This window comes from Streptomyces sp. NPDC006997, assembly GCF_040635175.1.
In the GTDB taxonomy this organism is placed as follows: domain Bacteria; phylum Actinomycetota; class Actinomycetes; order Streptomycetales; family Streptomycetaceae; genus Streptomyces.
Window position 1 is genome coordinate 1 of record NZ_JBEYHH010000071.1, and the last position, 12,071, is coordinate 12,071.

9 protein-coding genes and 2 pseudogenes are annotated in these 12,071 nt (G+C 72.2%); all 11 read right to left on the reverse strand.

Features of this window, described 5'->3' with window-relative positions; translation table 11 throughout:
• Positions 1-281, reverse strand: a pseudogene (locus tag ABZ659_RS35085) (2-oxoglutarate ferredoxin oxidoreductase subunit alpha); the annotation flags it as partial.
• 44 nt (positions 282-325) lie between these two features.
• Entirely contained in the window at positions 326-1,597 is a 1,272-nt protein-coding gene (locus tag ABZ659_RS35090) for a cation:proton antiporter (protein WP_360228815.1), read from the reverse strand.
• Between the two features lie 46 nt (positions 1,598-1,643).
• Complete coding sequence (locus ABZ659_RS35095; RefSeq protein ID WP_360228818.1) at positions 1,644-2,369, reverse strand: AraC family transcriptional regulator; 726 nt, start codon at positions 2,367-2,369, stop codon at positions 1,644-1,646.
• Positions 2,370-2,428: 59 nt separating this feature from the next.
• Entirely contained in the window at positions 2,429-3,502 is a 1,074-nt protein-coding gene (locus tag ABZ659_RS35100; protein ID WP_360228821.1) for a polyprenyl synthetase family protein, read from the reverse strand.
• Positions 3,503-3,677: 175 nt separating this feature from the next.
• Positions 3,678-5,264, reverse strand: coding sequence for a class I adenylate-forming enzyme family protein (locus tag ABZ659_RS35105; RefSeq protein WP_360228824.1), 1,587 nt, complete (start codon positions 5,262-5,264; stop codon positions 3,678-3,680).
• A 292-nt stretch (positions 5,265-5,556) separates the two neighbouring features.
• Positions 5,557-6,690 carry a DegT/DnrJ/EryC1/StrS family aminotransferase gene (locus tag ABZ659_RS35110; protein ID WP_360228842.1) on the reverse strand — a complete coding sequence of 378 codons (1,134 nt, stop codon included), beginning with the start codon at positions 6,688-6,690 and terminating at the stop codon, positions 5,557-5,559.
• 14 nt (positions 6,691-6,704) lie between these two features.
• On the reverse strand, positions 6,705-7,262 hold the full coding sequence (locus tag ABZ659_RS35115) for a cupin domain-containing protein (RefSeq protein ID WP_360228827.1): 558 nt from the start codon (positions 7,260-7,262) through the stop codon (positions 6,705-6,707).
• A complete protein-coding gene (locus ABZ659_RS35120; RefSeq protein WP_360228830.1) occupies positions 7,259-8,335 on the reverse strand; it encodes a type III polyketide synthase in 1,077 nt (358 codons plus the stop codon). Before ABZ659_RS35120 ends, ABZ659_RS35115 begins: the two co-directional genes overlap by 4 nt.
• A gap of 442 nt (positions 8,336-8,777) precedes the next feature.
• Positions 8,778-9,149 (reverse strand): DUF3099 domain-containing protein, encoded by a 372-nt coding sequence (locus ABZ659_RS35125; protein WP_360228833.1) that lies wholly within the window; start codon positions 9,147-9,149, stop codon positions 8,778-8,780.
• Between the two features lie 240 nt (positions 9,150-9,389).
• Positions 9,390-11,087: a cytochrome bc complex cytochrome b subunit gene (locus ABZ659_RS35130; RefSeq protein WP_360228836.1), complete on the reverse strand. Its 1,698-nt coding sequence runs from the start codon at positions 11,085-11,087 to the stop codon at positions 9,390-9,392.
• Positions 11,088-11,524: 437 nt separating this feature from the next.
• Positions 11,525-12,071: pseudogene (locus ABZ659_RS35135) on the reverse strand (hypothetical protein); the annotation flags it as partial.

Genomic DNA, 12,071 nt, shown 5'->3' on the forward strand with positions numbered 1-12,071 from the left:
GTGATGTTCGCCTTCAACGCGGCCGGGTTCATCGCCACCAGCACGTTCGGCGCGTCGCCGGGGGTGAGGATGTCGTGGTCGGCGAAGTGCAACTGGAACGACGACACGCCGGGCAGGGTGCCCGCGGGCGCCCGGATCTCGGCCGGGAAGTTCGGCAGGGTCGACAGGTCGTTCCCGAACGACGCCGTCTGTGAGGTGAACCGGTCCCCGGTGAGCTGCATACCGTCACCCGAGTCACCCGCGAACCTGATCACCACCCGGTCCAGACGCTGCACGGGCATGAGCACTCCTTCACGACGGTGGAGACGACAGGCGGGGGGCGGGGTCAGGCGGCGGTGCGGACGGTTTCGGTCTCCGCCGGGGGGCCGGGCGCGTGGGGGGTGGTGGTGTCGGCGGTGGGGCGGCCGATGATCCAGTTGAGGAGCGGGCCCGTCATCGCGGTGGTCAGGACGGCCATGACGACCATGAGGGAGTACAGGTCGCGTCCGAGGAAGCCCAGTTGCAGGCCCACGTTGAGGACGATGAGTTCGGTCAGGCCGCGGGTGTTCATCAAGGTGGCGAGCGCGGCGGCGGGCCGGGAGGGCATCTTGTGCAGGCGGGCGGCGGTGAACGCGCCGAGGAACTTGCCGCCGACGGCGACGAGGAGGATCAGCGCGAGGGCGCCCAGCGCGGAGCTGTCCAGGGTGGACAGGTCGACCTGGAGGCCGGAGACCAGGAAGAACACCGGCAGCAGCAGGGTGGAGGTCATCTGCCCGAGCCGGTCGTGGATGTGGGTGCGCAGGTGGTCGGTGCCGGTGCGCGGGAGGACCGCGCCGAAGAGGAAGGCGCCGAAGATGTAGTGCAGGCCGACCCATTCGGTGGCGGCGGCGGACAGCAGCAGGCCCGCCAGGACGCACGCGAACACCGTGGGGGTCAGGGTGGGGTGCGCTCCGCGGTCGGCGTAGCGGCGCAGCAGGGGCCGTACGGCGAAGAGCATGGCGGCCAGGTAGGGGATGGCCAGCAGCATCCGCCACTGGTCGGCGTCGGCGGAGCCGCTGACGGCGACGATGACGGCGAGCAGGGCCCAGGCGAGGACGTCGCCGATGGCGGCGCAGGCGATGGCCATGGCGCCCAGGGAGGTGCGGGTCATCTGCCGGTCGGTGAGGATGCGGGCCAGGACGGGGAAGGCGGTGATCGACATGGCGATGCCGAGGAAGAGCATGAAGCCGGTGGTGTCGTCGGTGCCGTAGTCGTCGGCGAGGTGGAGTGCCAGCAGGGTGCCCAGGCCGAAGGGGACCATGAGGGAGGCGAAGGAGACGGTGGTGGCGAGGCGGGTGTTGCCGCGGAGCAGGGCGGCGTCCACTTCCAGGCCGACGATGAACATGAAGACCGCGACGCCGACCGCTGCCAGGGCGCTGAGCAGGGGGCGGGTGTCGGTGGGGAAGAGGTGCTCGGAGAGCGTCCCGTTGACGAGCGTGGGTCCCAGCGCGATGCCGGCGACGACCTCGCCGATCACCGCGGGCTGGCCCAGGCGCCGGGCCAGCGCGCCGAGCAGGCGGGCCAGCAGGACGATGACGGCCAGGCCGAGGAGGAGGGACGTGGTCTGGTGTGTGCTCATGCGTTTTCTGTCTCCGGGTGGCGGGTGCGCGCCGCGCGGGGGCAGGTCACGCGGCCAGTGGCTGCGGGTCGATGCCCATCGAGGCGGAGAGGATCGGCGGTCGCGTCCAGTCCATGGGGGACAAGGTGATGTCGAGGGGGCCGGGGGCGTGGCCTTCCACCAGGACGGGGCCGACGGTGGCGACCAGGACCCGGTCCGTGCTGGCGGGGGTGGGGCGGGTGCGGGCGACGGCGTGGATGTACCAGGTGCCTTCGGGGACGCGGGGCAGGGTGAAGTGGCCGGGGGCGCAGGTGTTGCTCCAGGCGGCGGGCACGCCCTGGAGCAGGGAGCTGTCGAAGGCGCCGACGGAGGCGCTGGTGAGGTCGGTGCCGTCGGTGTGCAGGGTGCCGGTCACCCAGCCGGTGGGCGCGGCGAACGCGTACGGGGCGGCGGGGGGTGTGGTGCGCACGCTGGTCAGGGAGAGCCGGCGGTACTGGGTGGGGGACAGTCCGACGAGTTCGGTGAAGCGGCGGGTGAAGCTGCCGGTGCTGCTGTAGCCGACGCGGGCGGAGATGTCGGCGACGGTGAGGGGGGTGCTGAGCAGCAGGCGCTGGGCTTCCTGGAGGCGTACGGCGGTCAGGAACCGTCCGGGGGTGACGCCGGTGACGCGGGTGAACACCCTCAGCAGGTGGTACTTGCTGACCATGACGTGGCGGGCCAGGTCGTCGAGGGTGAGGGGCTCCCCGAAGCGTTCGCGGATGAGGGTGACGGTGTGCCGTACTGCGTGCTCCATGAGGGGTGCTCCTGGTCGCGGTGGTTCGTGGCCGTGCTGCCGCCCCGGGGGGTCGCAGGTCAGCTGTCGCGGTAGGTGACGCGGATGGCCATGTCCGCCAGTTCGGTGCGCCAGGCGGGGTCGAGGGGGGCGTCGGCGATGGCTTTGCGGCCGCGTTCGACGAGGTCGGCGATGTGGCGTTCGACGTCGTCGGGGACGCCGGTGTCCAGCAGGCGGCGGCGTACCTCGTCGGGGGTGTGGCCGGGTTCGGTCATCAGGGTGCGTATGTGTGCGTCGCGTTGCATGGCCCAGCCCAGCAGGAGGGTCATCTTGTGCTGGCTGAAGTCCAGGCCCGCGGGTTTGCCGGTCTGGGCGGAGTCGCCGAAGGCGTCCAGCAGGTCGTCGCGGAGCTGGAAGGCCTCGCCGACGGCTTCGCCGTACTCGGCGAACGCGGGGGCCAGGTCGGGGCGTCCGGCTCCGGCGGCGCCCATGACCAGGGGGCGGTGGATGGTGTAGCGGCCGGACTTGATCAGGGCGATCAGGCGGGAGAGGCGGGGGTCGACGGCGAACTCGGCGGCGGCGGTGACGTCCAGGCACTGGCCGACCTGGACTTCGGAGCGCAGGTGGTGCCATTCGGGGAGCAGGCCGGTGGGGGCGTGGGCCATCAGCTGGTCGGAGTAGACCAGGGCGAGGTCGCCGATGAGGATGGCCATGCCTTCGCCGTAGCGGCGGGCCTCGCCGCGCCAGGTGTGGCGGGTGTGGTGGTCGGCGAAGGCGGTGTGCATGGTGGGGTGGCCGCGCCGTTGGGTGGAGTTGTCGACGATGTCGTCGTGGATGAGGGCGGAGACGTGCAGCATCTCCAGGCCGGCGGCGGCGGAGACGATGTCGGCCTGGTCGGGGTCGCCGCCGGCGGCGAGGTAGCCGGTGAGGCAGAAGGCGGGCCTGATCCGTTTGCCGCCCGAGGTGACGAGGTCGGAGAGGGTGTTCAGGACGGTGGCGGCGCGTTCGTCGACGTCGGCGAAGCGGGTGTGTTCGGTGGTGAGGAACGAGCGCAGTCGGTGTTCCACCCGCTCCAGCAGGTCGTCGGTGATACGGCGCACGGAAGCGGTGGGCTCTGGGCCGTCCGCGGGCCCGGAGGTCACGTCGGTGGTCACTGCGTATCTCCTTGGGCAGGGCGTGTGAGCTGGCGCGGGGTGGGCGTGGGGCAGCCCCGGGGCCGGTGGGGGCTGGTCCGGGGCTGGGCCGTGCTGCGGCTCGCGGCGGGGGGCGGGGCAAGGGTGCCCGCGGGAGGGTGCGGGCGCCCTTGCCCCGGGCCGGGGTGCCGGGGGGTCAGGCGGAGGGGCGGGGCTGTTCTCCGAAGCGGCGGGCGAGGGCCAGGCGCTGCACCTTGAGGGTGGCGGTGCGCGGCAGTTCGGCCTGCGGGATCTGGATGGGGTCGGCGAGCTGGGGGAAGTCGGCGACGGCGCGCCGCCAGCGGGCCAGGTCCAGGGGGGCGTCGTCGACGGTGCAGATGACGGGGACGGGTTCGGCGTTGGGGCCCTGGACGACGACGAGTTCGCTGAGTTCGTCGAGTTGGCTCAGGACGACGTCCTCGACCTCCAGGGAGCTGCGCACGCCGGGGATCATGTCGACTTCGCGGTCGAGCATGTGCAGGCAGCCGAACCGGGTGCGGTAGCCGACGTCGCCGGTGCGCCACCAGTCGCCGTTGCGGTTGGTGTCGTAGCGGTCCTGTTCGCCGTAGTAGGTCTTGGCCAGGCCGTCCCAGGCGACCTCGATGAAGCCGGGGTTGGCTTCGGAGGGCTTGTGGCCGTCGCGGCTGACGACGCGGACGCGGGCGGCGCCGTGGGGCATGGCCCAGCCCACGCAGCGGCCGTTGGCCTTGTGGGCGGAGTGGCGGAAGTAGGCGCGGCCGACGGCGGGGCCGACCTCGCTCTGGCCGTAGATCTGGAAGAACAGGGCGCCGCGCCGGTTGGAGGCCTTCAGCAGGCGGCTCATGGTGCGCGGGTGGATGGCGTCGAAGGTGCTGGAGAACACCTTGACGTTGCCGAACGGCATCCGCGGGTCGTCGGCGAGTTCCTCCCACTCCATCAGGGAGTTGGGCAGTGCCTCGATGAACACCGGCCGGTGTGTGACGAGTTGTTCGGCGACCGCGGCGGGGTCGGCTTCCCGCATGAGCAGGACGGGGTACTCGCGCAGCAGGGCCAGCGACATCGCGGCGACCATGCGGGAGTGGACGAAGGGCACGTGGATGGCGACGGTGTCCTTCTTGCGCATCAGGGACAGCAGGCGCCACTGCGGCAGCAGGCGGATGCCCTGGGTGCGGGGGGTGTGCACGACGAGTTTGGGGATGCCGGTGGTGCCGGAGGTGTGGGTGATGACGGCGGCCTCGTCGATGGGCCGCACCACCGGCCGGACGCGGGGGGAGCCCGCGAGGGAGGCGAGGGTGACGGCGCCCGGGCGTTCCCCGGCGGAGCTGAGGACCCGGCGGGTGAGGTCGTCCAGGGAGACGGAGGCCAGCAGGTCGAGTTTGGCGCCGTCGGTGAGCAGGGTGGGCTGGCCGACCCGTTTGAGCAGGACGGCGACGGTCTCCGGGTCCAGTTGGGGGGAGAGGTTGACCACGATGCCGCCGATGCGGGAGACCGCGGCGGCGAGCATCCAGTGGTCGGCGTTGGCCGTCTTGAAGATCACGACGTGCTCGTCGGGGCGGACTCCGGCCGCCCACAGGCGGGCCGCGAGGTCGTCGACGTGTTCGGCGTACTGGGCCACCGTCAGCCGCCGCCCCGCCTCGGGCAGGACTTCCAGGTCGTGGTCGAGGGTGATCGGCGTCGACGGGTTCACGGCCGCGGCCATCTCCGGCAGGAGGCCAATGTGAAGACCGCGCTTCTGTATCGATGTGTAGACCGTAGAGCCCTTCATGGGGTCTGTCTCCTTTGGGCGCGCTGCGAGGTCGACGGCGGTGTGCGGGAACCGTGGCCGGGCGGTGACGCCGCCCGCGGCTTTCGGGAATGGCCGGTGGGCGCGTCGGGAGCGTATGAACCGCCTCTCAAATACCGGTGGACTCCCGGCACAGCCGCGGGTGTGCGGCGGGGTGTCTGGCGGCGCGGCGGGCGGGTGCCCGGGGGGCGGCCGCCGCCGCCCCGGGGGGTGGTCTCTTCCGGGGCGGGGCGGTCGGCTCGCCGGGGCGGGGGCGGGTGCGGGTGCGGTGCGCTCAGGCGGCGCGGTGGGCGCGCAGGGCGGTGCGCAGGGCGGTGGCGACGCGTTCGGTCTGGTCGTCGGTGAGTTCGGCGTGCATGGGGATGGCGAGGTTGCGGGCGAACAGGTCGGCGGAGACGGGGCAGGTGTCCTTGCCCGCGAAGACGGGCTGGACGTGGGTGGCCCAGGTGCCGTGTCCGCAGCCGATGCCCTGGGCGCGCAGGTCCTTGGCGACGGCGGCCCGGTCGACGGTGGCATCGAGGGTGACCATGTAGGACTGCCAGGCGTGGGTGCGGTCCTCGGGGACCGTGGGCACGGTGAGCAGGTCCTCGTCGGCGAGGAGTTCGCCGTAGCGGGCGGCGACCGCGCTGCGGCGCTTGAGGAGTTCGCCGATGCGGCCGATCTGCACCTGGAGGATGGCGGCGGCGATGTCGGAGAGTTTGAAGTTGTAGCCGATCTCGGTGAACTCGGGGATGGGCAGGCCGACGACCTGGGCCTGGTCGAAGATGGAGCCGATGCCGAAGGAGGAGCGCAGCCTGGCGTCGGCGCCGACGGCCGGGTCGGCGGCGATCAGGGCGCCGCCTTCGCCGCTGGTGGCGCCCTTGCGGCCGTGGAAGGACAGGCACGCCACCTCGGCCAGGGCGCCTGCCTCGCGGCCCTGGTAGGTGGCGCCGACGGCGCAGGCGGCGTCTTCGACGACGAACAGGCCGTGGCGGTCGGCGAGGGTCTGCAGCTGGGCGTAGTCGGCGGGCATCCCGACGGTGTCGACGGCGATGATGCCGACGGTGCGCGGGCCGATCAGGTCGGCGACGGCCTGCGGGTCGATGGTGCCGGTGTCGGCGCGTACGTCGGCGAAGACGGGGACGGCGCCGACGTAGCGCACGGCGTGGGCGGGGGCGGGGAAGGTGTAGTCGGCGACGATGACCTCGTCGCCGGGTTTGACGCCGAGGGCGAGCATGGCCAGGTGCAGGGCGGCGCCGCAGTTGCTGACGGCGACCGCGTCCCCGGCGCCGTAGCGCTCCTTGAGCTGGGCTTCCAGGGCCTTGCCCTTGGGTCCCTGGCCGGCGGGCCAGCCGGAGGCGAACACCTCGGCGACGGCGGCCAGTTCCTGCTCGCCCAGGCTGGCGTGGACCAGGGGTATCGCGTCCATCGGGCTCATGTGGGTCACGCTCCGCGCTCGGTCGGCTTGGGGTGGGGGTCGGTGGGGGGCTGGTAGCGCAGGGGGGTGAGCTGGTGGACGTCGTAGCGCTGGCGCATCTGCTCCACGGCCTTCGGGTCCACCGCTGCCCCGCCGGCGGCCCAGATCTCCGCGATCTCCTCGAAGTACAGCTCGTGGTACGGCGAGGGGAAGCAGGTGAAGAGCATCCGGGCGGGCTGGCTGGAGGCGTTGCGGAAGGCGTGCGGGGTGCCGGAGGGCACGAACATCGAGGCGCCTTCGGTGGCGTTGACGGGTGCCTGGCCGTCGGCGGAGCGCCAGTCGTGCCAGGTGTCGCCGGTGCGGGCGGCGGGCTCGAAGCCCAGCAGCTGCAGTTCGCCTTCCAGGACGTAGAAGAACTCCTGGGAGTCGTTGTGGACGTGGGCGCCGACGTCGAAGCCGGGCGGGACGACCACCTCGAACACCGAGACCGCGGAGCCGTCGGCCTGGGTGGCCTTGAAGGTGACTTCCTGGGCCTTGGTGACGAGTTTGCGGCCGCCGCCGGGCGGCAGGATCAGGCCGCTCATGCGGCGTCGCCCAGGGCGGCGGGGGTGTCCACGGCCCAGCGGCCCAGCGCCATCTCGGCGGTGATGCCGGGGCCGAAGCCCGCGATCAGGCCGGTGGCCTCCGGCTGCGGGGTGTCCTCCTCGAACAGGCGGCGGGCGGCGTCCAGGACGACGGCGCTGGCGATGTTGCCGTACTCCGTCAGCGTCGCCCAGCTGTGCCGGAAGACCTTGCGGTCGACGTTGAGGAACTTCGCCAGGTCGTCCAGGATGCGCGGGCCGCCGGCGTGGACGATGTAGAAGTCCAGGCTGCCCGCGTCCCAGCTGTGGTCCTTGGCGAACTCGCGCAGCACCGGGGCGAGGGGCTCCATGGTGCCGGGCACGCGCCGGTCCAGCTGGAAGTGGAAGCCGGTGTCGCGGACGTCGTAGGAGATCCAGTCCTCGGTGTCCGGGATCAGGTAGGAGGCGTTGCGCTCCAGTTCGATGCCCACTCCCCCGGTGCCGCGTACGACGGCGGCGGCGACGGCGTCGCCGAACAGGCCGTCGGAGAGCAGCGAGCCGATGTCGTCGGCGTCGGGCTGGTAGCACAGCGAGCACAGCTCGCAGGAGACGATCAGGACGTTGCTGCCGGGGTGGGCCACGCAGAAGTCGTGGGCCCGGTTGATGGCCGCGCCGCCCGCCGCGCAGCCCAGCTGGGCGATGGGGATCTGCCGAGTGTCGGAGCGGAAGCCGAGCTTGTTGATGAGCCAGGCCGTCAGGGACGGCATCAGGAACCCGGTGCACGACACGTAGATGATCGCGTCGATGTCCCGGGCCGCCATGTCGGCGTTCCGCAGGGCCTCTTCGATGACCTGCGGGGTCCGCTTCTTGGACTCCACCTCGTAGACGCGGTTGCGTTCCGTCAGACCCGGGTGGTTGAGCGTCTTCTCGATGGGCTGCACGATATGCCGCTTCTGCACCCCCGTGTTGCGAATCAGTCGAAGCGCGAGAGGAAGCTGAGGCTTTCCACCGTGGACTCGTTCGGCGAATGCCAGAGTCTCTTCCATCGTGATGACATATTCCGGCGCGCTCACCGCGGGCTTGCATAGCCTCGGCATATCTGGAATCTCTTTCTCTAGAGTCTGCCTTCGGTACGTGAAGAGCCTTTTGTGCGCAGCGTCCGCAGGCGTTGCCGGCCGCTTTCCGGCTGCCTCGCCCCGGCCGCGCTGCCCGGCCGCCGTCGTCCCGGCACACGAAACGGCCCCCCGGGGGGCACCGGGGGGCCGTTCGACGTGACAGAGGCGGGCGGGCGGGCCGGGAGGCCCGGAGGAGAGGGCGGCGAGAGGGCGCGGGGCGGCCACTCGCCTGAAGCGTCCCGTGAGGGCCCGGAGTGGGCCGCCGCAAGGGGCTGCGCGGGGTCAATCCGCGGCCGTGAGGCGGCTTTTGGGCAGGGGAGGCGTGCTGAAATAGTGACACGCCCGGCATCCGCGCGCCAAGACCAGCCGAAAGTGACGTGAGTCACGCCGGGCGCACGCGGGGGGTGGGCGGTGAAGTGGCCGGTCAGGCGGCCGGGCCGCGTTCCGGCGGCAGGATCAGGGTGGGTTCCAGGACGACCCGGGCGGCGGGGCCGGGGCCCTCCTCGCGGACCTCGGCGAGCGCGGGCCGCGCGCCGCGCTGCTGGCGCCATCCGGCCTGCGCGAGGACCACCGCGACATACGGGATGAGGGCCGCCCCGGCCAGCGCGCCGACCGCGACGGCGGGCCAGCGGCTCCAGGTCGCCGCCATCACCACCACACAGGCGGTGCGCACCAGCATCGCCGCGAGGTAGCGGCGCTGACGGCCGCGCAGGTCACGGGTGAGGCCCACCCGCGCCCCGGTGATCGACTCGGGCCGGCCCGCGTCCCGACGCCGGTGCCAGGGGGTGGTGTTCATCGGACCTCCGAGGACACTCCGGCACGGCGCCGGACAGCGGAACGAACGGGGCACCTGCGAACGAGAAAAGCGCTGACAGCGCGGGAAGTGCGAGGAGTGCGGAAAGTTCCGGGAGGGGGTCCGGGCGGTTCGTGCGGGCGCGACCGGGCGGCCCGGGGTGGGGGTTGAGGGGGGTGGGGGTATGGGGTGGCGCGGGTGACCGGTGGGGTCACCCGCGCCGTGGGGCCTGCCGGGGCAGGGTCAGTGGGCCTCGTGGTCCGGTTCCCGCTCCGTGAGGGCGGGGTGGGCACCGTCGGGGCCGTGGCCGTTGGGGTGGTCGAAGTGCTCCAGGGCCTGCCGCATCTCCTGCTCGGTGGGCTTGGCGATCTGGTTGCCGTACAGCCAGCGGCTGAGCTTGTAGCGCAGGACCTCCTTGCGGCCCTTGGGGTTGGGCACGCCGTTGTGTTCCGGCGCGGGCGCGGGCAGCGGCTTGTAGTCCTCGCGGGCCAGCAGCGCGTACTCGCTGCCGCGCTCCAGGCGTTCGTGGACCTCGATGAACTCGCCGTGCGGCAGTCTGCGGATCCGGCCCGTCTCCCGGCCGTGGAGCAGCTTGTCGCGGTCGCGGCGCTGCAGGCCCAGGCACAGGCGCCGGGTGATGACGTAGGTCAGCACCGGGACGACGAAGATGCCTACGCGGACCGCGTAGGTGATGGAGTTCAGCGACAGGCTGAAGCGTTCGGCCAGGACGTCGTTGGCGCCGCCGAAGAACAGCACCAGGTACAGGGCGACGAAGGCGCAGCCGAAGGCGGTGCGTGTGGGGTGGTCGCGGGGCCGGTCCAGCAGGTGGTGTTCGCGCTTGTCGCCGGTGACCCAGGCTTCCAGGAACGGCCACAGCGCGATCACCAGGGCCATCACCGTGGGCAGGATGACCGCGGGGATCAGGATGCCCATGTTGACGGTGTAGCCGCCTGGCAGGACGAACTCCCAGGCGGGCATGGCGCGTAGGGCGCCTTCGAGGAAGCCCATGTACCAGTCGGGCTGGGAGCCCTGGGAGATCTGGTCGGCCTTGTAGGGGCCGTACGCCCACACGGGGTTGATCTGGGCGATGCCCGCCATCAGCACGATGACACCGGTGACCAGGAAGAAGAAGCCGCCCGCCTTGGCGGTGTAGTTCGGCACGAAAGGCTCGCCGATGACGTTCTTCTCGGTGCGGCCGCGGCCGCGGAACTGGGTGTGCTTGTGGTAGATGACCAGGGCCAGGTGGACGTTGACCAGGATGAACACGATCGCCGGGATCAGCAGGATGTGCAGGCTGTACAGGCGTGGCACGAGGTCCGTGCCGGGGAACTCGTCACCGAAGGCGAGCATGTGCACATAGGTGCCGACCACGGGTACGGCCAGGGTGATGCCGGAGGCGATGCGCATCCCGGTGCCGGAGAGCAGGTCGTCGGGGAGGGAGTAGCCGAAGAAGCCCTCCAGGATGACCAGGATCAGCATGGTGAAGCCGATCAGCCAGTTGGCCTCGCGCGGCTTGCGGAAGGAGCCGGTCAGGAAGTGGCGCAGGGTGTGCAGGCACAGCGCGCCGATCATGATCAGGGCGGACCAGTGGTGGATCTGGCGGATGAGCAGTCCGCCGCGGACCTCGAAGCTGATCTCCAGTGTGGAGGCGTACGCCTCCGACATCGTCACGCCCTGCAGGGGCGTGTAGGGGCCTTCGTAGACGGTCTCGGCCATGCTCGGCTCGAAGAACAGGGTCAGCCAGACCCCGGTGAGGAGCAGCATGACGAAGCTGTAGAGGGCGATCTCGCCGAACATGAACGACCAGTGTTCGGGGAACACCTTGCGGACCATGAAGCGGAACTGGTACAGCCCGAGGCGGCTGTCCGCCCAGTCGGCTATCCGTTCGCCGTTGCCCGGCTCGGTGCGTGATGCCTGCGGCGCTGTTTCGGTCGCGGTCATACCCGCGCGCCCTCCCCTCGCCGCTCGGCCGTCACAGGCACACCCGTGGCCGGCACAGGGCCGGTGGTGGGGGCGGCCTGCCGCGGCGGAAGCGGGCCCGTGCCCTGGAGCTGCTGAAACGCTATCGACGTGCGACGCGGCCGGACAACCGCCTTCAGGCCGAAGTTCGAGCCCGGCTCAAGGGGTTCTTGAGCGGTCTTCGAGTCGCGGGGGTGCATGGCGGCCACCTCCAGGCGTAACCGGGCGTGCGGAGCGTCCTGGTTACGAGTGTAGGGCGGCCGTATCCCGCTCAAGTAGGCCCGTGGGAAGGCTAATTGATCCACTCTGGTCATAGGTCAAAGCGTAGGACCGCACCTCGCGCGGTGTGCGACCGGGTGCCCCTGTGAGCGGCAGGCGCTGTTCCCGGCCGGGATTCGGGGGTGCGCGGGGTGGCCGGGTCAGGGGCGCCGGCGGTCGCCGGCGGGTGAGGTGTGCGGGCCCTGGGGGCGGACAGCGGGGGTGGCGCGTCCGCGGGCGGCGGCGCTCAGGGCGCGGGCGGCGGCGGTGTCGGGGGCCGTGCCGCGGCGGCGCCGGGCGTGCGGGCCGTGGGTGGTGCTGGGCGGGGCGGTGGGGGCGGGGCCGCGGGCGCCGCGCCAGGCGGCCCGCCACAGGCGGGAGCGCAGGCGGGCGGCGGGCCGGGCGCTGGGCTCGGCGGTGGGTTGGAGCTGTTCGAGGAGCAGGGCGGCGGCGCGGGTGTCGGTGGTCGCGGCGGCGGCGAGGCGGGCGGCCAGACGGCGGCTCAGGCGGGCGGCCAGACGGGCGCGCAGGGTGGGGCGGGAGGGGGCGGGGGCCGGGGCGGTGGTCGAGTCCCGGGCTGTGGTGGAGCCGGGGGCCGCGGTGGAGTCCCGGGCGGTGGTCGAGTCCCGGGCTGTGGTGGAGCCGGGGGCCGCGGTGGAGTCCCGGGCGGTGGTCGAGTCCCGGGCTGTGGTGGAGCCGGGGGCCGCG